At 72.2% G+C, this 23,221-nt stretch carries 20 protein-coding genes and 2 pseudogenes; 13 read left to right on the top strand and 9 right to left on the bottom strand.

The window, feature by feature from the left end; all coding sequences use genetic code 11:
• Positions 1-145 precede the first annotated feature (145 nt).
• From OG289_RS46140 to tgmB, 4 genes are all read left to right on the top strand, one after another.
• Complete coding sequence (locus OG289_RS46140; protein ID WP_327319995.1) at positions 146-1,333, top strand: hypothetical protein; 1,188 nt, start codon at positions 146-148, stop codon at positions 1,331-1,333.
• A 636-nt stretch (positions 1,334-1,969) separates the two neighbouring features.
• A complete protein-coding gene (locus OG289_RS46135) occupies positions 1,970-2,269 on the top strand; it encodes a YkvA family protein (protein WP_327319994.1) in 300 nt (99 codons plus the stop codon).
• 223 nt (positions 2,270-2,492) lie between these two features.
• Positions 2,493-2,684: a putative ATP-grasp-modified RiPP gene (gene tgmA / locus OG289_RS46130; protein WP_327319993.1), complete on the top strand. Its 192-nt coding sequence runs from the start codon at positions 2,493-2,495 to the stop codon at positions 2,682-2,684.
• Between the two features lie 16 nt (positions 2,685-2,700).
• Positions 2,701-3,687, top strand: coding sequence for an ATP-grasp ribosomal peptide maturase (gene tgmB, locus OG289_RS46125; RefSeq protein WP_327319992.1), 987 nt, complete (start codon positions 2,701-2,703; stop codon positions 3,685-3,687).
• Between the two features lie 64 nt (positions 3,688-3,751).
• On the opposite strand, the gene OG289_RS46120 is transcribed toward tgmB, so the two are convergent.
• Entirely contained in the window at positions 3,752-3,997 is a 246-nt protein-coding gene (locus tag OG289_RS46120) for a DUF5133 domain-containing protein (protein WP_327319991.1), read from the bottom strand.
• Positions 3,998-4,226: 229 nt separating this feature from the next.
• Positions 4,227-4,384: pseudogene (locus OG289_RS46115) on the bottom strand (RNA-guided endonuclease TnpB family protein); the annotation flags it as partial.
• 167 nt (positions 4,385-4,551) lie between these two features.
• Between OG289_RS46115 and OG289_RS46110 the strand changes: the two are divergent.
• The 4 genes from OG289_RS46110 to OG289_RS46095 all read left to right on the top strand — a co-directional run bounded on the left by OG289_RS46110 (position 4,552) and on the right by OG289_RS46095 (position 8,954).
• The gene (locus OG289_RS46110; protein ID WP_327319990.1) at positions 4,552-6,216 is read left to right on the top strand and encodes a PucR family transcriptional regulator; all 1,665 of its coding nucleotides are present in this window, start codon (positions 4,552-4,554) and stop codon (positions 6,214-6,216) included.
• 143 nt (positions 6,217-6,359) lie between these two features.
• Positions 6,360-7,718, top strand: coding sequence for a diaminopimelate decarboxylase (locus OG289_RS46105; RefSeq protein ID WP_442819131.1), 1,359 nt, complete (start codon positions 6,360-6,362; stop codon positions 7,716-7,718).
• A 70-nt stretch (positions 7,719-7,788) separates the two neighbouring features.
• A complete protein-coding gene (locus tag OG289_RS46100; RefSeq protein ID WP_327319989.1) occupies positions 7,789-7,974 on the top strand; it encodes a hypothetical protein in 186 nt (61 codons plus the stop codon).
• 89 nt (positions 7,975-8,063) lie between these two features.
• The gene (locus tag OG289_RS46095) at positions 8,064-8,954 is read left to right on the top strand and encodes a Gfo/Idh/MocA family protein (RefSeq protein WP_327319988.1); all 891 of its coding nucleotides are present in this window, start codon (positions 8,064-8,066) and stop codon (positions 8,952-8,954) included.
• Position 8,955: 1 nt separating this feature from the next.
• On the opposite strand, the gene OG289_RS46090 is transcribed toward OG289_RS46095, so the two are convergent.
• Both OG289_RS46090 and OG289_RS46085 read right to left on the bottom strand, forming a co-directional pair.
• Positions 8,956-9,282: a hypothetical protein gene (locus OG289_RS46090; protein WP_327319987.1), complete on the bottom strand. Its 327-nt coding sequence runs from the start codon at positions 9,280-9,282 to the stop codon at positions 8,956-8,958.
• Between the two features lie 67 nt (positions 9,283-9,349).
• Positions 9,350-10,237: a GNAT family N-acetyltransferase gene (locus OG289_RS46085; RefSeq protein ID WP_327319986.1), complete on the bottom strand. Its 888-nt coding sequence runs from the start codon at positions 10,235-10,237 to the stop codon at positions 9,350-9,352.
• A gap of 230 nt (positions 10,238-10,467) precedes the next feature.
• Between OG289_RS46085 and OG289_RS46080 the strand changes: the two genes are divergently transcribed.
• Positions 10,468-11,559 carry a PP2C family protein-serine/threonine phosphatase gene (locus tag OG289_RS46080; RefSeq protein WP_327319985.1) on the top strand — a complete coding sequence of 364 codons (1,092 nt, stop codon included), beginning with the start codon at positions 10,468-10,470 and terminating at the stop codon, positions 11,557-11,559.
• Here the strand turns inward: OG289_RS46080 and OG289_RS46075 are convergent.
• Positions 11,516-13,762 carry an MMPL family transporter gene (locus OG289_RS46075; RefSeq protein ID WP_327319984.1) on the bottom strand — a complete coding sequence of 749 codons (2,247 nt, stop codon included), beginning with the start codon at positions 13,760-13,762 and terminating at the stop codon, positions 11,516-11,518. The genes OG289_RS46080 and OG289_RS46075 overlap by 44 nt on opposite strands.
• Before the next feature lie 211 nt (positions 13,763-13,973).
• Here OG289_RS46075 and OG289_RS46070 point away from each other — a divergent pair, with 211 nt between their 5' ends.
• The 4 genes from OG289_RS46070 to OG289_RS46055 all read left to right on the top strand — a co-directional run bounded on the left by OG289_RS46070 (position 13,974) and on the right by OG289_RS46055 (position 18,354).
• Positions 13,974-14,180 carry a hypothetical protein gene (locus OG289_RS46070; protein ID WP_327319983.1) on the top strand — a complete coding sequence of 69 codons (207 nt, stop codon included), beginning with the start codon at positions 13,974-13,976 and terminating at the stop codon, positions 14,178-14,180.
• A gap of 51 nt (positions 14,181-14,231) precedes the next feature.
• A complete protein-coding gene (sthA, locus tag OG289_RS46065; RefSeq protein ID WP_327319982.1) occupies positions 14,232-15,635 on the top strand; it encodes a Si-specific NAD(P)(+) transhydrogenase in 1,404 nt (467 codons plus the stop codon).
• Positions 15,636-15,910: 275 nt separating this feature from the next.
• Positions 15,911-17,383, top strand: a complete 1,473-nt coding sequence (locus tag OG289_RS46060; protein ID WP_327319981.1) for an APC family permease — start codon at positions 15,911-15,913, stop codon at positions 17,381-17,383.
• Positions 17,384-17,394: 11 nt separating this feature from the next.
• Positions 17,395-18,354, top strand: coding sequence for a hypothetical protein (locus OG289_RS46055; RefSeq protein WP_327319980.1), 960 nt, complete (start codon positions 17,395-17,397; stop codon positions 18,352-18,354).
• 130 nt (positions 18,355-18,484) lie between these two features.
• On the opposite strand, the pseudogene OG289_RS49895 reads toward OG289_RS46055, so the two are convergent.
• From OG289_RS49895 to OG289_RS46030, 4 genes and pseudogenes are all read right to left on the bottom strand, one after another.
• Positions 18,485-18,583: pseudogene (locus OG289_RS49895) on the bottom strand (hypothetical protein); the annotation flags it as partial.
• A gap of 103 nt (positions 18,584-18,686) precedes the next feature.
• Positions 18,687-19,541 (bottom strand): proteasome subunit beta, encoded by an 855-nt coding sequence (gene prcB / locus OG289_RS46045; protein WP_327319979.1) that lies wholly within the window; start codon positions 19,539-19,541, stop codon positions 18,687-18,689.
• 582 nt (positions 19,542-20,123) lie between these two features.
• Positions 20,124-22,466, bottom strand: coding sequence for a glycoside hydrolase family 65 protein (locus OG289_RS46035; protein ID WP_327319978.1), 2,343 nt, complete (start codon positions 22,464-22,466; stop codon positions 20,124-20,126).
• The gene (locus OG289_RS46030; RefSeq protein WP_327319977.1) at positions 22,463-23,215 is read right to left on the bottom strand and encodes an HAD family hydrolase; all 753 of its coding nucleotides are present in this window, start codon (positions 23,213-23,215) and stop codon (positions 22,463-22,465) included. Before OG289_RS46030 ends, OG289_RS46035 begins: the two co-directional genes overlap by 4 nt.
• Positions 23,216-23,221 lie beyond the last annotated feature (6 nt).

Here is a 23,221-nt window from a genome sequence, read left to right as displayed (position 1 = left end):
ACCTGTGCCGTGGTGGGGAAGGCGCGCCTGGACGGGGTGTCTTCGGGCGCCCGCGTCACCGACCCTCTTGATCGCCCACGGCCCGCGGCGCGCGATACTGGCCTCGTACGTCTTCGTCTCGTCGCCCGCCCTCACGAATGGACTCATGCACATCGCCGCGACCGTTCCGCCCACGACTCCCTCCACGGTGTGGCAGGCCCGTGGCCGCCACACCGGCCCCGCCGCGCCGGACGTCCTGCGCAAGAACCTCCAGGCCCTCAAGGACACCGGGACCGTCCAGGACTTCAAGGAACTGCCCGACGCCGACACCCCCGAGGGGGAGACGGCCTTCGAAGCCCGGTGGCAGGTGGCGGAGGAGGTCACCGTCCGTGCCCGGCTCACACTCGCCGAGTGGTCGGGCCGGGGGCAGGAGTGGACGCTGACGGCGGAGGCGGAGCGGCCGTGGGACCTGCGGTGGCCGTCGCCCGCCGGCCTGTTCTGGCCGTGGGACGCGGACACCCCGTGGGGGCACGAGACCGTCACCGGTGAGCGGTTCCTCGACACCAACCCGCTGCCGGCGGACGAGAAGGAGCTGCGGCGTACGCTCCGGAGCGCCCTGCGCGACACCTGGACCGTCCACGTCGTCGTCCACGAGGCCATGACGCCCACCGAGCAGGGCCTCCGGTCGCTGGTCCCGCTGCTGCCGCCCGGTCTGCACCACCGGGTGATCGAGCACCGGGCGGCCCCGCACCAGTTGCGTACCGTGAACTGGGCCCTGAAGGAGTCCAGGGTGGAGGTGCCGCGCGGCGGCGCGCTGGTGCTGCCCGGCGTTCCCGCTCCGGCCGACTACGACGCGGCCGACTTCTCGGTGCGCAGCGTGTTCCTGGACGGCACGCATCCCACCGAGCTGCTGGACGCGGTACGGCGCTTCGCCGCCCTGCCCACGCCGCTGCCCGAGGGCGCCGACGCCGCGCTCACCGCGCTGCGGGAGCAGTGGCAGCTGCTGACCCTGGAAGAGGAACTCGCTCGTGAACGCAAGCTCGTGGCGATGTACAAGGAGGCGCTGGAGGCGATGACGGAGTCCCGGGACCTGTACCGGGAGGCCGCCGAACACGCCCACGAGGCACTGGACGCGTACCGGGAGGCCGCCGCCGAGGCCGGCGAACCGCGACAGGCGCCGGCGAGGAAGAGCGGCTCCCCCTTCCAGCAACTGGGCCGGACCCTGGAGCGCTTCAAGGAATCGACCAAGAGCCTGCGACCGTTGTCGACGACGCCGGCTTCCCCTGCTCCGGCCGACTCGCCGCAGCCGGACGACACCACCGACGACGACGAATCCCAGGCGACCGACCGGTAAGGTCGCGATCCGCCTTTCGCCCCCGACCGGGTGCTGACGGGCCCGCAGGAGGCCCGCCGGCACGATGTCGGCCGACTGCGCGCCACTCCCGCGTGCTCCGCGTGGCGCGGCGGCCGGGACAGCACGGCCACCAGCCGGGCACGTCCTCCAGGGGCCGGTCCGTGCCGACCACCCGCAGCACGTCGGCCGCCGCCTCCGTACCCTCCTCGGACTGTTCGGGCATCGAGATGAGTTGGGCGACGTCCTCCAGCGGCCGGTGGGCCGCTGCGGCGTGGAGAAGGCCGTCGACGGGACCGGGGTGGACGGGGCCGCCCTGGCTCGGCGGAACTGTCTCCAGCCCCCGACGGGGGCGGGTGGTGTCACTGGGGGTAGCGGTGCGGTGGCGCTCGTCGCGCCGGTGAGAGGGGACGGGGCGGTCCGGAAGGGACCGTGAGGAGCGGGTGATCAGGCCGACCCTCGCCGAAGGGTGCGGTCGCCCCTGCGCCCCCGAGATGCATCCGTTGCGGTAATCCCCGCGGAAACGGGAATTCGGAAACCGAAAGCGGGGAAATCGACAGACAGGGACCACGGGACAGGGTCCGGACGGAGAAAGACAAAGAGAGCAGACGCCGCACGACGGACCATATGGGAGGGCCCGTGGATGCGCCAACCACGCTCGTCGTCGTCGCTGTGGTGTCGGCCGCGGCCCTGTTCGCCGTAGCAGCCGCGGTACTGGTACGTCTGGTCCGGGCCCGCAGGGGCCTGAGACGGGCGGGACTTCCCACCGGCCCGCGCTGGGTGTTCTGGGGCGCGGTCCTGTACTTCGTACTCCCGACCGACCTCCTGCCGGACCCGGTCTACCTCGACGACATCGGCGTCCTCCTGCTGGCCCTGCGTTCCCTGCGTCGCGCACCCGATCAAACCCCCGCGCACACCCCTGAGCACGTCCCCGACTGACCGCTCCGGAAGACGTTTTCACTCCCGCTCGACCCGATCTCCCCTGCTCCGCGCCCTGTTCGGTGCCCAACTCCCCGATGATCACGGAGAGTAAGGAAACCAACCACCCGTTCGATTCGTATAAGTGACTGAAGGTCGCACCCATCCAGCACCAAGCAGCGGGCCCGAGTGACGTCGCACAGCGGCACCGCTTGATCGAGGCAGTACCGACGAGGGAGAGACGATGCAACCGTTCACGCTCAACTACGCACGGCCTGCGGCCGAGTTGGAGTTCAGCACTCCGTACGCCTATGACCCCGGACTGCAGTTGAACGTAACTCTCGACGGCCGGATCGCCGCTCGTGACCACGCCCTCCTGAGAGAACTCGGGACCACGACCTCGACGGCGGGCTCCAAGACCCACTTCGACGACTGAACACGGGCCGACGAACATGACCGTGCTCATTCTGACCTGTGAAGAGGACGTCACGGCGGACATGGTGGTCGTGCACCTGAACGCCGCCGGCGTTCCGGTCGTCCGGCTCGATCCCGCCGACCTCACCCATTCCGTCGCGCTCTCCGGCGAGTACGTGCACGGGGCCTTCCGGGGCCATCTGTCGTCCGCCGGACGGCTGGTGAGCCTCGACGGGCTGCGGTCGGTGTGGATCCGCCGGCCCGGCGCCGCGGCCGCCCGGGCGCCCGAACCGTCCGCGTGGCTCACGGAGGAGGCCTCGCAGGCGCTGTACGGGATGCTCCGCGGTACCGGGGCACGCTGGATGAACCACCCGGACGCGTCGCTGCGCGCCCGGCACAAGCCCTGGCAGCTGCGGCTCGCACAGCGCAGCGGCCTGCCCGTGCCGGCCACGCTCATCACGACGTTCCCGCAGGCGGCGCGCGAGTTCGCGGACCGCTACCCGGACCTGGTGGTCAAACCGGTGTCCGGGGCGCATCCGCAGGATCCGCCCCGCGCGGTGCCCACCACCCGGGTCCCGCCGGGCGCCGACTTCGCCGCCGTCGCCTACGGTCCGACGCTGCTGCAACGCCGGGTGGCCAAGCGGGCCGACATACGGCTGACCGCGGTCGGCGACCGCATGCTGGCCGCCCGCAAGGAGACGGCCCCCGGCAGCGACCCCGAGGTGGTGGACGTGCGCTTCTCGCCCTCCACCACGCCGTGGCGCCCCGTCGACGTCCCGCCGCGCCTCGGCGAGGCCGTACGGACGTATCTGCGGGAGGCGGAACTGGCCTACGGCGCCTTCGACTTCGCGGAGGACGCCGACGGCACCTGGTGGTTCCTGGAATGCAACCAGTCGGGGCAGTTCGGCTTCGTGGAGGTGGACACCGGCCAGCCGATCGCCCGCACGATCGCGGAATGGCTGGCCGGGTCGCCGTCGGAGGCCGGCACCCGGCACGCCGACCGGTGCGGCTCCGCCGCCTCCTGACGCGGACGCGGCGGGAGCTCGCAGGGAGCGCCCCCGCCGCGCCGGGTCCGGCCGCGGACCGTCGTCAGACGGCCAGGGACAGTCCGCTCTCCTCGTCCTTCGCGGGCAGCGCCGCCGCGGACTCGAGCAGGGCGTCCGCCGCGGCCACCGCCTCCCGGACGTCGGCCGTGCCCATCAGCACGCACAAGGTGTACGTCACGTCCCGCAGTTCACGAGCCGCCTGCGGGCTCTCCCTCTCCGCCTGAGCGATCTTCAGCGTCGCATAGCGGGTCAGCAACGTCCTGGCGACCTTCGGGTCCGGAACGATCACGAGCGCCCCTCTCTCTGTGTTGCGCTGCGTGTGCCCGGACCTGGGCGATTCATGCATTCCGGCCGCTCATGTCACCCGCCGGGGTCATGATCCGGCCACGTACTGTTACGCGACCTGCCCGCTGTGCGGTTGCGGGTACGCCCCGCTCCGGCGGAGGAGTTCGTCGTGCGTGCCGGTCTCCAGGATCCGCGCCCCCGCCCCCGCTGCACCTTCTCCGCGTCCGCCTGCCCCAGGCGGCCTTGTAGGCCGACGTGTTCCGGAACCGCGCCCAGTCCGCGTCGCCGACGGCGCGGGCAAGTGTCCGGTTTTGGCCATTTTGCGCACGGTCAGGTCCTCGATCACGATCGTCTGGTTTTCGCGAACGCGCCGGGGGGTCAGCGTGTGCAGTGGGCAAGGCTGCGTCGGGCCCTGGGTGATTGCGGCGCACCGGACGCACTCCAGCCTGGCCCGGCCGTCGGCCGCGGGTCCAATGGAAGAAACCGAACGCATTCAGCAGCGTGGGAGCTGAATCGTGGTGGGGGCCGGTGCGCGTGCGGCGAACTATTGTCGGGCCGGTGAACCTGGAGACGCCGACCCTGCGGTCCCTGCTGGCCTTCGAGGACGGCGACGCGGTGCGCCTGCTGTGCGCGCCCGCCGCACCCGACACCGTCGTCCGGCGGATCGCCGTCGGCCTGGACGACCTGGGTCCGCGCCGGGAGCGCCAGGAGCCTCCGCAGGACCAGGGCACCCTGCTGCTGGCCGTGGGCTCCGTCCCGGACGCCGGGACCGTGCGGGAGGCCGCCCGGCGGGGCGCCTGTGCCGTCGTCCTGGGCGACATCGACGGCATGGGTGACACGGGCGACACGGGCGAGGAGGTCATCGGTGCGGTGGCGGCAGCCCGGGAGACCGGCATCGCCCTGCTCGCCCGCGCCGAGGGCACCGACTGGGCCGAGGCCGCCGCGCTGCTGAGGTCGGCACTGTCCTACGCCCGGGCCGGCGACGGCGAGGACGCCGACGCGCTCCGGGGCCCGGAGGCGGCGCCCTCCCTCGCCGTCCTGGCGGCGCGGGTCGCGGCGTATGTGAAGGGGTCGATCACCATCGAGGACACCCGGTTGCGCGTCCTGGCCCACTCCGCCACCGGCCCGGGCGCCGACCCGCTGCGCCGGACGGTCATCCTCGGCGGCCGGGTGCCCGACTGGCGGGTCGCCGAGCTGCGGCGCAGCGGGCTGCTGCGCGCGTTGTGGACCTCCGAGGACGTCATCCACCGGCCCGCCGACGGCGACAACCCGGAGCGGCTGGTCGTCGCCGTGCGCAGCGGGCGGGAGGTCCTCGGTTCGATCTGGGCCGCGGCCGACGGCGCCGCCCTGGCCCCGGACGCCGCCCGGTACCTGCGCACGGCCGCCGGGCTCGCCGCCCCGCTGCTGGTGCGCGAGCGGCTGCACGAGAGCGGCACGGCGCACCGCCGGGAGGCCGCGCTGCGCGGTCTGCTGCACGGCCTCGGGGACCGGCGCACCCACGCCTGGTCGCTCGGCCTGTCCCCGGACGCGCCGTGCGCGGTCGTGGTGGCCGAACGGAAGGAGGGCGCGAAGGCCGACGACCGGGCGCTGGACGTCCTCGTCCTGGAGGTCTCGGCGCACCGCCCGGGGACCGGGATCCTGCGGGACGGCGACCGGCTCACGCTGCTGCTCACCGGCGACGCCCCGGCGAAGGAGCACGAGGCCGCCGTACGGGGCGTCGTACGCGAGCTCGACGCGGTCGTGTCCTCGCTGCCGGGGTCGGCGGCGGTGTGGCTGGGCGTCGGTCCGGTCGTGACTCCGGAGCGGGCCTGTCTGTCCTGCGAGCGGGCCGTGCTCGTCGTGCGGGCGCTGCGGGAGCGGGAGGCCCGGGCGCTGGCCGCCGGCCGGCCCCGGCCCGCGCGGCACGCCGACGCGGCCGGGGCGGGCGCGGCGCTGGAGGTGCTGCGGATGCTGGACGCGGCGCGCCCGGTGTGGGAGTCCGGCGGCGGGCCGGTCCACGACCTGATCCGCACGGACCTCGCCGCGGGTGGCGAGCTCGTACGGTCCCTGGCGGCGTACCTCGACACCGGGGGCGACGTGCCGGAGGCGGCCCGTCGGCTGGTCGTGCACGCCAACACGCTCCGTTACCGGCTGAGCCGGGTCCGGGAGCGGTACGGGGTGGACCTGGACGATCCCGACACCCGGCTGCTGCTGACGCTCGCCGTGCGGCTGACGGCACCCTGACCTTATGCGTGGACACGAAGGTTCCGGTTGTCTTTGTGCGGTTCCCCAAAGACGTACGGGCGGCGCGGGGGCGAGTCTGGAAGTGGAAGTGTCACCCGACTCCGTGACGCCCTTCCTCGTCCGAAGGAGACCAGATCGTGCTGCTGCCCACAGAGAACCATCAGGCCGACGCCTCACCCGACTCGCGGGTCGCGCTCGCCGTCCGGCGGGCCGTCGCGGACGGGCTGGTCGGGGCGGACCGGCCGGTGGCCGGCTTCGTCGACGTCCGGGGCGTACGTGACAGCGTCGCCGGGCTGCACGCCGCGTTCGCGCACGTGCCGGACGTCCTGCACACCTTCGCCGCCAAGGCCTGTTCGCTGGTGCCCGTGCTGCGGCTGCTCGCCGACGCCGGCATGGGCTGCGAGGTGGCGAGCCCCGGGGAGCTGCGACTGGCCCTGGACGCGGGGTTCGAGCCGGCGCGCATCGTGCTGGACTCGCCGGCCAAGACCCGTCAGGAGATCCGTGAGGCCCTCGCCCTGGGCGTCGCGCTCAACGCGGACAACCTCGACGAGCTCGACCGGATCGACGCGCTGCGCCCCGCGGACTGTGCTTCCGTGCTCGGGGTGCGGGTCAACCCCCAGGTCGGCGGCGGGTCCATCGGCGCGATGAGCACGGCGACCGCGCACTCCAAGTTCGGGGTGGCCCTGCGCGACCCCGGGGCCCGCGCCCGGGTCGTCGAGGCGTTCGCGCGGCGGCCGTGGCTGACCCGGCTGCACGCGCACGTGGGTTCCCAGGGCTGCCCGCTGTCCCTGATCGCGGAGGGCCTCGCGGCGACGCACCGGCTCGCCGAGGAGATCAACGCCCACGTCGGCCGCCGCCAGGTGACCAGCCTCGACCTGGGCGGCGGGCTGCCGGTGAACTTCGCCGACGACACGGTCACGCCCACGTACGCCGAATACGTGGCGGCGCTCACCGCCGCCGAACCGGCGCTGCTGGACGGCCGCTATCAGGTGGTCACCGAGTTCGGCCGCTCCCTGATCGCCAAGAACGGCTTCACCGCGGCGCTCGTCGAGTACGTCAAGGACGCCGGCGGGCGCCGGGTCGCCCTCACCCACGTCGGCGGTCAGATCGCCACCCGTACCGTCTTCATGCCGGAGGCGTGGCCGCTGCGGGTGTCCGCCTACGGTCCGGACGGCACGCCCAAGCGGGCGCCCCTCGTGCGGCAGGACGTCGCCGGGCCGCTCTGTTTCGCCGGGGACGTGGTGGCGCACGACCGGCCGCTGCCCGCGCTCGCCGAGGGGGACCTGGTCGTGCTCCACGACACGGGCGGCTACTACTTCTCGGCGCACTGGTCGTACAACAGCCTGCCGAGGGCCGCCGTGTACGGGTACCTGCTCGATGCCGGTCACGTCTCGTTCGCCACGGTCCGGCCCGCGCAGACGGTGCGGGAGATCTCCGCGGAGAGCGGCCTGGCCCAGGCGGACGCCCTGCTGACGGGTTTCGCCGCCCCGGTTCGCCCCTGACGGCGTCCGGCACGCATCAACGGCCCGATCCGGAGCACCCGGCATCTCGTCGCCTGACGAGGAGAGAACCGTGCTCTGGGTCGCCGTACTCCTGCTGCCGCTGTTGTCCGTCCTGCTCGTGGTCATGGACCGGGTCGAGGATCGCCTGTTCGCCCCGGCCCGGGCCAGGCGACGCCATGCCGGGCAGCGGCGGCATCTCCGTCTGGTCGGGGGCACCTCCTCGGGCGCGGGGACGGAGGACGCGCGGGCGGCCTGAAGGGCGCGGACGGGGGTGTCCTCGGCGCCCTCCGTGTGCGAGGCTCGCCCACGGTCGGTCACTCGGCAACGGCAGGGAGAGTCAGCGGTATGCGCATCGGTCTGCTCGGCACCGGTCCTTGGGCCCGGATGGTGCACGCGCCCGTCCTGGAGGCCCACGACGCGCTGGACTTCGTCGGCGTGTGGGGGCGGCGCCCGGAGGCCGCGAAGGAACTGGCCGACCGTCACGGGACACGGGCCTACGACGAGGTCGACGCCCTGCTCGACGACGTGGACGCGGTGGCCGTCGCCCTGCCGCCGGAGGTCCAGGCGCAACTCGCGGTGCGGGCCGCCGGGGCCGGCTGTCATCTGCTGCTCGACAAGCCCGTCGCCACGACGGTGGCGGGAGCGCGGGCCGTGGTGCGGGCCACGCAGGAGGCGCGGGTCGCCTCGGTCGTCTTCTTCACCACCCGGTTCATGCCCGAGGCCGGTGACTGGATCGCCGAACAGGCGGACACCGCAGGGTGGTTCACGGGACACGCCCAGTGGCTGGGGGACGTCTTCCACGGTGCCGACGACCACCCGTTCGCCACGCCCTGGCGCGGTGAGAAGGGCGCCCTGTGGGACGTGGGCCCGCACGCGTTGTCCGTGCTGCTGCCCGTCCTCGGCGAGGTCCGCCGGGTGACGGCAGCGGCCCACGGCCCCGGCGACACGGTCCACGTCGTCCTGGACCATGTCACCGGCGCCTCCAGCACCCTGACGCTCAGCCTGACGGCCCCGCCCAAGGCGACGGGCGCGAGCGTCGAGATCCGCGGCACGGCCGGGATCACCCGGCTCCCCCAGGGCGGCACGGACGCCGCCACCGCCCTCACCCGGGCCGCCGACGCCCTCCTCACCACGGCCCACGACGGCCCGCCGCACCCCTGCGACGCCGCGTTCGGCCTGCGCGTCACCGAGATACTGGCCGACGCCGAGGCCCTGTTGGAGGGCGCGGCACGCTGACTCAGTCCTCCTCGAACGCCTCGTCACTCCACCGGAACCAGGCCTCGTCCCCCTGGATGTGCAGCAGGAACTCCGGGACAGGTCCTCGGGGCGAGATCATCGACACCCGACGGCGTATCTCGGCCTGAACGACTTCCCACGCCTCCCGGTCCTCGTCCTCCATGAGCGCCAGTTCCCGGGTGAACAGGGGCTCGACGGCGTCGTACGCCCGTCCGGCGCTGAAGCGTCCCGACAGCCAGGGAAAGTCGGCCTCGGCGACGGCGATCTCGCCGATGTCCTCTCCGCCGTCCGTACCGCGCACGTACCAGACCTCGCCGTCGAACCCCATCGTGCCTCCGTCACCCCCGGTCGATCACCCTGGGGACAGCCTGCCACCGGGGTCTGACAGTCGATCGTCAGCCGACCTCGAAGTTCACCCGCTCCCGGACCACCGGATAGCCCGCCCTCGTGAAGTGGGCCGCCATGGGGACGTTGTCCTGGTCGGTGGCGGCGGCGATGAACTCGGCGCCCCGGTCGACGAGGTAGTGGGTGCACTCGGCGAGCAGGTCGTAGGCGTATCCGTGTCCCCGGTGTTCCGGCAGCACGCCGATGAAGCCGACGCAGGGGCCGGAGGGGTTGTGAGCCGGGATGTGGATGCCGGCCAGTTCTCCGTCGGGGGTGCGGGCGATCTGCCACCACTCGCGTGGGGAAGGGCACCAGCGGAAGAAGTCCAGCTCCTCCTGGGCGGCCTGGTCGAGGCCGCCCGCGTCGATGGCCTTGCGGGCGTGGGCGTCGAGGGTGTCGCAGTGGATGCGGCGCAGGGCGTCGAAGAAGACCGTGTCGTCGGGTTCGGGGGCGAAGCGCAGGCGTCCGGGGCGTTCGGGCAGCCCGCATTCCGGCGTCCAGCGGTAGACGAAGCGTTCTACCAGCGGGGTCTGGCCGGCCGCGCGGGCCGCGGCGTGCCGGGCCTCGGCGGCGGCCCGCACGGCGGGGTCGTCTCGCCGGCCTCCGGGCATGACCAGGTTCAGGCCGACCTGCCAGGGGGCGGTGCGCAGGAGCTCGGCGGCGGCCTCCTCCTCGCCGTCGGCGAAGTCGAACCACTCCACCACGAGCGGTTCGGTGTCCTCGGGCCCACCCCACCAGACGGCGCGGGCGACGACCCGGCCGTCCCGCAGGGCGACGCGCCTGAAGTCGGGCCGGTAGGTGACCTTGCCGAATGCCTCGGCGGCGCGCAGCGGGTCGGGCAGGGTGTCGAAGAGACGGACGTCGCTCTCGTCGAGAGCGCGGATGACCAGATCGGTCACGGATTCCTCCGGGTCGCGTACAGCGTGGTGCGCTCCCGGGGCGTCGGACGAGGGTCAGACGCGGCACGCCGGGGTCACGGAGTGGGAGCGCGGGACGAATGTGGTTCGCATGGCGCTCGCCTCCTTCCGTGGGTCTGCGGGCGTGCGGTCACACGGTAGGGAGTCGTCGGCGATCACGTCCACCGATTTTTCGGAGTGCGGCGGCCGATGCCGGGGTGGAGCGTAGGGGTGTGGGACGACTGGACGGGGACCGGCGGGGCTGGCTGCGGGGCGCTCCGCCGCCGGGCTGGGTGCGGGCGCTGCCGCTCGTCCTGATCGTGTGCGTGTGCGTGGCTGCGCTGGTCAGCTCCGAGCCGCTGGACCTCGGCTTCCTGCTGGGCGCGATCCCGCCGCTGGCTGTGCTGTCGTACGGTCCCGTGGCGACCGGGGTGCTCGGCGTGGCCGTGGTCGTGATGCTCAACGTGCCCGCGTTCCACCTCGACCAGCCGGGCCAGACCGACGTGCTGACGGTGTGTTTCGTCGCGGCTCTGAGCGTGTTCGTGGCGTTCGTGCGCCGGCGCCGTGACCTTCAGCTGGACATCGAGCGCACGATCGCCGAGGCCGCCCAGAACGCCCTGGTGCCGCCGGTGCCCGAGCGGGTCGGGTCGGTGCGCTGCGCGGGTCTGTACCGGGCGGCGCAGCGCGGGACGCTGGTCGGCGGCGACTTCTTCGACGTGCGGATGAGCGCCCATGGGGTGCGGGCGGTGCTGGGCGATGTGCAGGGGCACGGGCTGGCGGCGGTGGCGACGGTGGCCTCGCTCCTCGGCGCGTTCCGGGAGGCGGTGCTCGACCAGCCGGCCCTGGAGGCGGTGGCCGCCCGCCTCGACCGGCGGCTGGTGGTGGACTCGGCGCGGGTCGCGCACGCCGAGCTGTTCGCGACGGCCGTCCTGCTGGAGTTCACCCCGGGCGCGGACGCCGTGCGCATCGTCGTCTGCGGGCATCCGCCGCCGGTGCTGCTGCGCGACGGCACGGCCACGGAGGTGGACGTCGTCCCGTGGACGCCCCTGGGGCTCGGCATCGCGGACGACGCCCCGCTCACCTCCCACGTCCTGCCGCTGCGCCACGGCGACCGTCTCTTCCTGGCCTCCGACGGCGTCTCGGAGGCCAGGGACGCCGCCGGCGTCTTCTACCCCCTCCTCGACCGGCTGCCGTCCCTCGCCGCCGGCGCCGACCCGGCGACCACGGCCGACCGCGTGTGGCGCGACGTCCTGCGTCACTGCCCCGCCATTCGCGACGACGTCACGATGCTCGTTCTCGCGCCTGCGCGTCCGCGGCGGCGCTGAGCCCCTCCGACTCCCCCTCCGCGTCGATGTGCGGCAGGATCCGGTCCAGCCATCGCGGCGTCCACCAGGCGTGCTTCCCCAGCAGCGTCATCACGGCGGGCACCATGAGCAGGCGTACGACGGTGGCGTCGATCAGCACACTGACCGCGAGGCCCAGGCCCAGCATCTTGACCACGATGTTGTCGCTGATGATGAACGCCGAGAACACGCTCACCATGATCAGGGCCGCGCAGGTGATGACCCTCGCGGTGATCTCCAGGGCGTGGGCGACGGAGTCCTTGGCGTCGCCGGTGCGCAGCCATGCCTCGTGGACTCGGGACAGCAGGAAGATCTCGTAGTCCATGCTGAGGCCGAAGATGATCGCGAACATCATCATCGGCACATAGCTCTCGATGGGCACGTCACCGTTGACGCCCAGCGCGGGGCCTCCCCAGCCCCACTGGAAGACGGCGACGACGACACCGTACGAGGCCGTGATCGACAGGACGTTGAGGACGGCGGCCTTGACGGCGACGAGGAGGCCGCGGAAGACGGCCAGGATGATCAGGAAGGCCAGGCCGACGACCACCCCGATGATCAGGGGCAGACGGCTGGCGACGATGTCGCGGAAGTCGACCTGGGCGGCCGTGGTGCCGGTGACATAGCCCTTGGCGTCGTAGCCGGAGACCGCGTCGGGGAGGGTGTCGTCCTCGAGCCGGTTCGTCAGGTCGGTGGTGGTGGCGTCCTGCGGGGCCTGGGTGGAGTAGACGGTGGCGATCAGGACGTCGCCGTCCTGGGTGGCCGTCAACGGGGTGACCGTGGCCGCGTCGGGCACGGCGTTCAGGGTCTTCTGCGCCTGGGAGGCGAGGTCGGAGCGTTTGTCGGAGGGGACGGAGGTCTGGTCGATGACGACGGTGAGGGGCCCGTTGGAGCCGGGGCCGAAGGCGCCGGTCATCAGGTCGTAGGCCCGCCGGTCGGTGAACGAGGTCGGGTCGGCGCCGTCGCCGATGTGGCCGAGCTGGATGGAGAAGACGGGGATCGCGAGGATCGCGATGACGGCGACGCCGGCCCCGAGGTACTCCCAGGGTCTGCGCTCGACGCGCTTGGCGTAGCGGTGCCAGGTGCCGTGCGGGGTGGCGCCCGGTTCGGCGTCGGTCTCGGCGACCGGTTTGCGCACGTGGTAGCGGTCGATGCGGCGGCCGATGAGCCCGAGCAGGGCGGGCACGAGGGTGAGGGCGCCGACGACGGCGGTGACGACCGTGACGGCGGCGGCGAGGCCGAGCTTGCCGATGAAGGACACCCCGGAGGCGTACAGGCCCGCGAGCGCGATGACCACGGTGGTGCCGGAGACGAGGACGGCCCGGCCGCTGGTGGCGTTGGCGTGTCCGGCCGCCTCGGCGGGGTCGGACCCGTTCATCAGGTTCTGCCGGTGCCGGGTGGTCAGGAAGAGGGCGTAGTCGATGCCGACGCCCAGGCCGATCATGGTGGCGAGGGTGGGCGAGACGGTCGCGAAGGTGAAGGCGGCGGCCAGCAGCCCGAGGCAGGCGAGCCCGACGACGACGCTCACCAGCGCGGTGACCAGGGGCAGCCCGGCGGCGATGACGCTGCCGAAGCCGATCAGCAGGACGACGATGGCGACCGCGAAGCCGATCAGTTCGCTGACCCGGTCGTCGGCGGCGGGGCGGGCCAGTTCGCCGAGTGAGCCGCCGTACTCGACCTCGGCCCCGGCCGCCCGCAGCGGCTGCACGGCCTGGTCGACGCCGGTCAGGTAGTCGTCACCGAGGGTGGAGGGCTGGACGTCGAAGCGGACGGTGATGTAGCCGGTCTTCCCGTCGCCGGAGACCGGGCCGACCTTGGTCGGGGTCTGTGAGAGGGGGTTCTGCGCGCTGAGCACGTGCGGGAGTTTCTGCAGGTCACCGACGGTCGTGGACATCTGGGAACTGAGCGCGCCCAGGGCCTGCTGGTCGTCGTGCAGCACGATCTGGCTGCTGTAGCCACCGGCCTGCGGATCGTGCTCCTCCAGCACGTCCAGGCCCTTCTGGGACTGCACGCCCGGCAGTTGGAAGTTGTCCTCGTAGGTACCGCCGACGGAACGGCTGAGCACCTGAAGGGCGACCAGGGCGACGAGCCAGGCGATGATCACGACCAAGAAGTGGCGGGCGCACCAGGCGCCGAGCCTGTGCAATCCCCCGCGTCGCGGTTTCCCGGCAGTGGTCGATTCCATGAGCTGGGCCTTCCTGCCGTGCGGTGTGCCGCACAGTGGTTGGGACGCCCCGACACAGCCCATTAGACGCCGTCCCGATCATCGTGGCATCTCGGACGCATCCGCCCGGGCAGCGTGGGATTGCAGGGTGCGGCCCCAGGATGAATGGTGTTAGTGGACCCGATGACCGCACCGGGCCGAAGCAGCCCTTCGGACGCGAGGAGCAGACATCATGCCGACGTCACAACCCGGCGCCGCCCGGCCCTCCCCGGACCGCGCCACCCCGGACCGCCTGCTCCACACGCGTACCGGCACCGAGGTGTCGCCGGAGGACGTGGTCCTGGCCACGGGCAGGGACCTGACCCCGCGCAACCTCGAGTGGGCCAAGCGCAAGATCGACAAGGAAGGCCAGAGCGCGATCGAGAAGCTGCTGCCGTAGACGCCCCTTCACCCTTTCGCCGCGGCCCCCCGCACTGCCAGACTGCGGAGGGTGCCCGACTTCGACATGCTCGTCCTCGGATCAGGTCCCGGCGGTCAGAAGGCCGCCATCGCCGCGGCCAAACTGGGCCGCCGAGTCGCCGTCGTCGACCGCCCCGACATGGTCGGCGGGGTCTCCCTCCACACCGGCACCATTCCCTCCAAGACGCTGCGCGAGGCGGTGCTCTATCTCACCGGTCTCACCCAGCGCGACCTGTACGGACAGAGCTACCGGCTCAAGGAGAACATCACCGTCGGCGATCTGACGGCCCGCACCCAACACGTGGTCGGGCGGGAGATCGACGTCATCCGCAGCCAGTTGACCCGCAACCACGTCGCCCAGTTCGCCGGCACCGGCCGGTTCGTCGACGACCACACGATCGCCCTGCGGGAGATCACCGGACAGGAGCGGCTGATCAGCGCCGAGCACATCGTGATCGCCACCGGGACGCGGCCGGCGCGGCCGGACAGCGTGGAGTTCGACGGGCGGACCATCCTCGACTCCGACAACGTCCTGACGATCGAGCGGGTTCCACAGTCCATGGTGATCGTCGGCGCCGGTGTGATCGGCATGGAATACGCAAGTATGTTCGCCGCGCTGGGCAGCAAGGTGACGGTGGTGGAGAAGCGCGCCGGGATGCTCGACATGTGCGACGTCGAGGTCATCGAGTCGCTCAAGTACCACCTGCGGGACCTGGCGGTGGCCTTCCGGTTCGGGGAGACCGTCGCCGCCGTGGAGCGGCATCCGCGGGGTGCGCTGACCGTGCTGGAGAGCGGGAAGAGGATCCCCGCGGACGCGGTGATGTACTCGGCCGGCCGACAGGGCCTGACCGACGAACTCGACCTGGACAAAGCCGGGTTGGCGGCGGACCGGCGCGGCCGCATCGAGGTCGACGAGCACTACCGCACGCCGGTCCCGCACATCTACGCCGTCGGCGACGTCATCGGTTTCCCGGCGCTCGCGGCGACCGCGATGGAACAGGGCCGGGCGGCCGCGTACCACGCCTGCGGCGAGCCCGTCGGGCAGATGCACCACCTCCAGCCGATCGGCATCTACACCATCCCGGAGATCAGTTTCGTGGGGCGGACGGAGGACCAGCTCACCGAGGAGCGGGTGCCGTTCGAGGTGGGCGTCGCGCGCTACCGCGAACTGGCCCGCGGGCAGATCATCGGCGACGCGCACGGCATGCTGAAACTGCTGGTCTCGCCCGAGGACCGGACGCTGCTCGGCGTGCACTGCTTCGGCACCGGGGCGACCGAGCTGATCCACATCGGGCAGTCGGTGATGGGCTGTGGCGGGACCGTCGACTACCTGGTCGACGCGGTGTTCAACTATCCGACGCTGGCGGAGTCGTACAAGGTCGCCGCGCTCGACGCCACCAACCGGCTACGGCAATTGGACCGGATCGGCGACTGACTTCCGCGAGGCGCCGCTCGGGGTTTTCGTCATGAACATTACCCATCCGTCAATCTTGAAAGCTCAACCGTTGGGGCTATAGTCACTCGCACACTCGGTGTGACCGTCCGGCGACGCAGTGCTGGAACGGTACTCTCCGTGCTCTTCTCCGCCGACGTTTTTCGAGGTCATCCCTCTCGACGCGCGGCGGCGCTCCACTGCTCCACTCCTCACCCCCCATACGCCGTCGGGTCGTTCCCGCACGGGCGGCGTGCACGAAGGAAAGCAGCACAACCATGAGCAACAGCACCGGAAGAGGGCTCCAGGCGAACGTGCTGGGCACCTTCGACACGGTGGTGATGGCGGTCGCCGGCAGTGCCCCGGCGTACTCCATCGCCGCCACCACGGCGGTCCTGGCCGGCGCCGTGGGGCTGGCCGGTCCGGCGGCTCTGCTGTACTGCGCGATACCGATGCTGGGCATCGCGCTGGCGTTCAGCCGGCTCAGCAGGATCGACGTCAACGCGGGGGCCAGTTACTCCTGGGTGGGGCGCACGCTCCATCCCTTCCTGGGCTTCATCAGCGGCTGGGCGCTGGTGATCTCGGCGACCATCTTCATGGTGGCGGGGTCGCTGCCCGCCGGGGCGATGACGCTCGCCCTGTTCGACGAGGGCCTCGCCGACAACACCGCGCTGTCGACCGTCGTCGGCGCCGCCTGGTTCCTGGTGATGCTGGCGGTGGTGCTGGGCGGGGCCCGGCTCACCGTGCGCGCGCAGCTGATCATGTCGGGCGTGGAGCTGGCGATCCTGGCGCTGTTCGCGGTGCTCGCCCTCTTCCACACGGACAACTCGCTGCCGTTCGACTGGTCCTGGCTCGGGTTCAGCCACTTCGACGGGGTGTCCGGGTTCGCGTCCGGCGCGCTGGTCGCCGCCTTCTACTATTGGGGCTGGGACGTCACCAGCAACCTCAGCGAGGAGACCCGCAACAGCCGCCGTACGACCGGTCTCGCGGGGCTGATCGGGGTCGGCATCGTCTTCCTGCTGTTCGAGGTCTTCACCATCGCGGTGAACGTCGTCCTCAGCTCGCAACGGATCGAGAACAACGGGGCGAACGTGCTGGCGGCGCTGGGCGAGGAGGTGTGGCCGGGCTGGGGCGGCAAGCTGCTGATCGTGGCGGTCATGCTGTCGACCGTCGCCACCCTGGAGACCACCCTGATCCAGGTCACGCGCTCGCTGTTTGCCATGGGCCGCGACCGTACGATGCCGTCCGCGCTGGGCCGGGTGCACCGCACGTGGAACACTCCCTGGGTGGCGATCGCGGTGGTGGGCGGCGTGGCGCTGGTGCTGTTCGTCGCCTCCAACGCGCTGGGCTCGGTGGGCGACATCCTGGCCGACGCGATCTCGGCGATCGGCCTCCAGATCGCCGTCTACTACGGGCTGGCGGGCCTGGCGGCCGTTGTCGCGTACCGCAGGACCCTGCTGAGGTCCGCGTCCGACTTCCTCCTCGGTGGACTGTGGCCGCTGTTCGGCGCCCTGTTCATGTTCTGGATCTTCCTGGAGTCGCTCGGTGAGCTGAACCCCGCGGCGGTCGCCATCGGCATCGGCGGGCTCGCCGTCGGACTGATGCCGATGCTCTGGTACTGGCGACAGGGCAGCGACTACTACCGGCCCGCCCGGCTGGACGCCTCACGGACCGTGGAGGCCGGCTATGTGCCCGACGGGCGCCCGGCCGCGCGCTCCGCCGCCCATGAGGGTCTGTCCACCGACTTCTGAGAAGGAACCCGATGGCGCGGGACCGTTTCGCTCCCGATTTCGACCCCGACTGCGGGGACGCTCCGCTCTCCTCCACCCGGCACGACATCGTCATCGGCCGCTGGCAGGGCCTGCGGGACCTGCTGCGCGCGACCGGCCCCGACTGGCTCGCCCGCGGCCACCGGGTCCGGCTCCTCGCCCAGGCCTGCGCGGGCAGTTCGACCGTGGAGACCTGGCTGGCCGCCGAGCCGTACAGCGCCGACGCGCTGGTGCTGCGGGCCGCCACGGAGACGGCCCGGGCGTTCAACCTGGCGATCACCGCGGGGCGGGGCGCGCCGATCGACCAGACCCGGATCGACGCCGCGGTGCTGGCGTGCCTGGCCGCGGCCGAGGCCTATCTGGACGATCCGACGCCGTGGACCTCGCTGATCTCGGTCGCCCGCCTCTATCCGGCCGGGGTGCGCCGACAGGAACTGGCCCGCTGGTGGGACGAGTTGCACCGGCGGGACCCCTACAGCATGGAGGGCCACCTCCAGGTCCTGCACTACTACTCGGCCCGCTGGCACGGCTCGCACGGTCTGATGTACGACTTCGCCCGTGACGCGGCCGGCGTGGCCCCGCCGGGCTGCCCACTGCCGGTACTGGTGCAGTACGCGCGCGTCGAGGAGTTCCGCCACTCCCTCGACACCACGCGGGGCCGCTCCACCGCGGTGGGCCTCGGCCAGCACTGGAACAACGACGGCGCCGTCAGCGACGTCCGCCGCACCTGGGACCGCTGGATCATGGGCCGCAAGGAGGACACCGTCGCGCCGGGCGAGCTGCGCGACGTCAACTACCTGGCCCACGCGGCGTGTTCGGCGGGCATGGCGGACGTGGCGACGCCACTCCTGGAAATCCTCGGCCGCCGGGCGACGCGGACACCCTGGTCGTACACGGGGGATCCCGCGCAGCAGATCGTGAGATGGCGCAAGGAGTGGGGAGTGCGCGACTGAACACCGGCGGACGACGGATTTGGATCGGGTTCGCCGGCCACTTCTCCTTGACCCGGGCCACCTTCCACACCACCAGGGCGACGGCCCAGGCGGCGAAGAACAGGCCGACGACAACGAAGCCCAGGGTGTTGAGGTCCATGCCGGCGATCCCGTCCCAGAACCGTCCGTGCAGGCCGAGCCGCTCCGCCGACAGGCCGAGGAGTTCGACGGTGCAGGTGACGAGGGCCAGGGACAGGCCGGTGACGGTGACGGTGACGGTGACGGTGAGGTGAGGTGAGGTGAGGTGAGGTTGTAGTAGACCTTGCGGACCGGCTGCGTGTAGACCCGGGGTGTCACGCGGTGGCGGTCGGACCGTCCGGCCTGCTGCGGCGCCGCTCGACCATCTCTCGGCTGAGTTCCTCCGTCTCCGTCTCCGGCAGCCGTTCGAAGCCCTCCTCGGTGATGACCGAGACGATCGGGAAGATACGGCGGTTGATGTCGGGGCCGCCGGTGGCGGAGTCGTCGTCGGCCGCGTCGTACAGCGCCTGGAGCGCGGCCAGGGCCGCCTCGCGCCGGGACATGTCGGAGCGGTACAGCTTCTTCAGCGACCCGCGGGCGTACGGGGAGCCGGAACCCTCGGCGTGGAAGGGCGACTTCTCGTACAGGCCGCCGGCCACGTCGAAACTGAAGATGCGGCCGCGGGCGCCCGGTGCGGCGGCGGTGTCGTAGCCGGCGAGGAGCGGGACGACGGCGAGGCCCTGCATGGCCTGGTCGAGGTTCTGCCGGATCATCGTGGCCAGCCTGCGCGCCTTCGCGGCGAGGGTCATGGGGACGCCCTCGACCTTTTCGAAGTGCGTGAGCTCCACCTGGTACAGCTTCACCATGTCCAGGGCGAGTCCGACGGTGCCGGCGAAGGCGACGGCGGTGTGGTCGTCCGCCGGGTGCACCTTCTCCAGGTCGCGCTGGGCGATGAGGTTGCCCATCGTGGCCCGGCGGTCACCGGCGATCAGCACGCCGTCGCGGTAGGAGAGGGCCAGCACGGTCGTACCGTGCGGAAAGCTGTCGGGGGCGGCCCGGACACCGTCGGGGAACGCTCTGCGCGTGGGCAGCAGTTCGGGCCGGTGCGCCGCCAGGAACTCACGGAAGGACGAGCCGCCCACCGTGAAGAACTCGTCCGCCGGCCGTCCGTCGTGTCCGCTCTCCGCCATGCCACTCCCCCTCGCCGCTGCCTCCGACACCCCCTACCTACCTGCGCCCGACGCCCGGGAAACACATGTACGGCCCACAGGATCCGATGTCCGGAGCCCACCACTTCGGCTCACAGCGCTCGGCCGCGGGCCAGTGCGCCGAGCACTGGCAGGCCGGGGACCGCAGGACGTGGTTGGCGGAGGCGACGCCGAACCGCGCGGCCACGAGCGGCACCGCAGGTCCCGGCAGGCGGACGCCCCGGTCCCGCGGTGCGCCGAAGAAGGCCGGCGGCGCCTGGGCGACGACCTGGCTGACGTGGGCCGTCTCGTCCCAGCCGAGGCCCGTGTCCGGCGGACGAGGAGCAGTTGGGCCAGGGTGAAGGCGCCGGCCACGGCCGCGAGCGGCCATGCGCCGGGCCGGCGACGCGACATGCCGGGCGCTCTGGCGGGGTGCGTCGTCGCCGGCCGACGAACGTGGCGTTCCCGCCCCGGGCCATCGTCCACCCCTCGTCATCGACCGGAAAAACACGATCAAAGCAACCCGCACCGTTCCGCCCTGCGGGGTGGAGTACGGCCAGATGGGTTTCGCGCCCGGCCCGGTCCTCAGCGGGTGTTCGGCCCCCGGTGCGGGGGTTGCCCGGGGGCTGGTCGCGTCGGTGCGGGCGGCATGGCGCGCACGACGGGTCCGTCACCGTTCACCCTTACCGGCGTGCCGTGGTGACGGATCGTCAGAGGTGGGCCGGACAGCAGGGTGTAGGCGGTCTTGTCCGGGCCGATCTCCACGCGCAGGCGGCGGCCGAGGAGCTGGACGCTGAAGGCGAGTCGGCTGAACGTCTCGGGCAGCCGGGGTGCGAAGCGCAGGCCGTCGCCGTCGCCGCGCAGCCCGCCGAAACCGGCGACCAGCGCCATCCAGGTACCCGCCAGGGAGGCGATGTGCAGTCCGTCGCGGGTGTTGTTCTCCAGGTCGGCCAGGTCCATCAGCGCGGCCTCGGCCGTGTAGTCGTAGGCCAGGCGCAGATGGCCGGCCTGCGCGGCGATCACGGCCTGGCAGCAGGCCGAGAGGGAGGAGTCGCGGACGGTCAGCGGCTCGTAGTAGGCGAAGTTGCGGGCGAGTTGTTCGTCGTCGAAGTGGCTCGCGCAGGTGTACATCGCCAGGACCAGGTCGGCCTGTTTGACGACCTGTTTGCGGTAGAGGTCGAAGTACGGGAAGTGCAGCAGCAGGGGGTACTGGTCGGGGCGGGTGCCGGCGAAGTCCCAGCGCTGGTAGCGGGTGAAGCCCGCATGCTGTTCGTGTACGCCGAGTTCGTGGTTGTAGGGCACGTGCACCGCTTCGGCCGCGTCCCGCCAGGCCGCGCTCTCCTCCTCGTCCGCACCGAGCCGGGCGGCCTCCTCCGGGTGGCGTTCGACGGCGTCGGCTGCGGCGAGGAGGTTCGCGCGGGCCATCAGGTTGGTGTAGGTGTTGTCGTCGGCGACCGCGCTGTACTCGTCGGGTCCGGTGACCCCGTCGATGTGGAACGTGCCGTGCGCGTCGTGATGGCCGAGCGAGCGCCACAGCCGGGCGGTCTCCACCAACAGCTCGACGCCCGTGCTCCGTTCGAATTCCGCGTCCCCGGTCGCGGCGACATACCGTACGACGGCGTCGGCGATGTCGGCGTTGACGTGGAAGGCGGCGGTCCCGGCCGGCCAGTACGCCGAGCCCTCCGAGCCCTCGATGGTCCGCCAAGGGAACGCGGCGCCGCTCAGCCCGAGTTGGGTGGCGCGCTCGCGGGCGGCGGGCAGGGTGTTCTGCCGCCAGCGCAGGGCCTCGGCGACGGCGCCGGGCGCGGTGTAGGTCAGCAGGGGGAGCACGAACGTCTCGGTGTCCCAGAAGGCGTGGCCGTCGTAGCCGGAACCGGTCAACCCCTTCGCGGGTATGGCACGTTGTTCGGCGCGGGCGCCGGCCTGCAGGACGTGGAAGAGAGCGAAGCGGACGGCCTGCTGGATCTCCTCGTCGCCGTCGACCTCGACGTCCGCGCGGGACCAGAAGTCGTCGAGGTAGTCACGCTGGTCGTCGAGTAGACCGTCCCAGCCGCTGTGTCCGGCCGCCGCGAGGGCCGCCTCCACCTGGTCGCTCATCGCGGGGCGGGATCGGGCGCCGGACCAGCCGTGGGCGACGAGCTTCTCCACGCGCAGCCGCTCACCGGGCTCCAGCACGGAGGTGACGGTGAACCGGGCGACGTCGACGTTGCTCTCGCTGTCGGTGGTGGTCCGGTCGGGTCCGGTGACGGTGTGGTCGGCGGCCACGGCGACCCGCAGCCCGCTGCGTTTGGTGCGGTGGACGAGCCGCAGCCGGCTGCCCACCGCGATGTCCTCCTCCGGCTCCAGCGGCGACTTCAGGGCGCGGGCCGCGCGCGGGTCGCCGTTCGGGTCGGGCAGGCTCTCGTTGGTGACCAGCTCGGACTGGATCACCACCCGGGAGCGGCTGCCGACGGCCTCCACCTCGTAGGCGACGGCGGCGACGGCCCGCTGGGTGAGCGAGACCAGCCGGATCGAGCGCACCCGGACCGTGGACCCGGCCGGCGAGGTCCACTCACAGGTCCGCTCCAGGACGCCCCGCCGCAGGTCGAGCACCCGCTCGTGCGCGACGAGCCGGCCGTAGCGCAGGTCGAAGGGCTCGTCGTCGACCAGCAGCCGCAGGACCTTGCCGTTGGTGACGTTGATGACCGTCTGCCCGGACTCCGGATACCCGTAGCCCGCCTCGGCGTAGGGCAGGGGGTGCAGTTCGTGGACCCCGTTGAGGTAGGCGCCGGGCAGGCCGTGCGGTTCGCCCTCGTCGAGGTTGCCGCGCCAGCCGACGTGTCCGTTGGAGAGGGCGAACACGGACTCGCTCTGGGCCAGGACGTCGAGGTTGAGCTCCGTCTCGCGCACGCACCAGGGCTCCACGGCGTACGACCGGTGAGTGATCACGCCCGCCCTCCCTGCCCACGCAGGTCGTCCAGATCCTTCACGACGACGTCCGCGCCGTGCGCGTACAGCGCGTCGGCCTGCCCGACCCGGTCAACGCCGACGACATACCCGAAGTTCCCGGCGCGGCCCGCGTCCATCCCGGCCAGCGCGTCCTCGAAGACGGCCGCCCCCGGCGGCTCGACACCTAGGTCGCGGGCGGCGGCCAGGAACGTGTCGGGGCGCGGCTTGCCCGGCAGGCCCCGCTCGGCCGCCACGACGCCGTCGATCCGTACCTCGAAGAGGTGCTCGGCGCCGATCGAGCGCAGCACGTCGCGGGTGTTGGCGCTGGAGGAGACGATCGCCGTCCGCAGGCCACGCGCGCGTGCCGCCTCGACGTAGCGCAGGGTGCCGTCGTAGGCCTCGACGCCCTGGGTGCGGATCCGGTCCAGGAGCAGCTCGTTCTTGCGGTTGCCGAGACCGTGGACGCTCTGCGCGTCCGGCGGGTCGTCGGATTCGCCCTCGGGGAGTTCGATGCCGCGGGAGGCGAGGAAGGTGCGGACGCCGTCGGCGCGGGGGCGGCCGTCGACGTACTCGTCGTAGTCGGCGCCCGCGTCGAACGGCTGGAAACCCTCGCCCACGCGCGCGTGCAGGAACGCGTCGAAGGTCTCCTTCCAGGCAGCCGCGTGCACCACGGCCGTCCGGGTGACCACCCCGTCGAGGTCGAAGAGGCAGGCCTGGATGGCTTCGGGAAGACCGAGCATCGTCGTCATACAGGC

Origin of the sequence: Streptomyces sp. NBC_01235, assembly GCF_035989285.1 — a bacterium.
Classification (GTDB): domain Bacteria; phylum Actinomycetota; class Actinomycetes; order Streptomycetales; family Streptomycetaceae; genus Streptomyces.
Note: the sequence above shows the minus strand (reverse complement) of the source record. Positions and strands in the feature narration are given on the sequence as shown.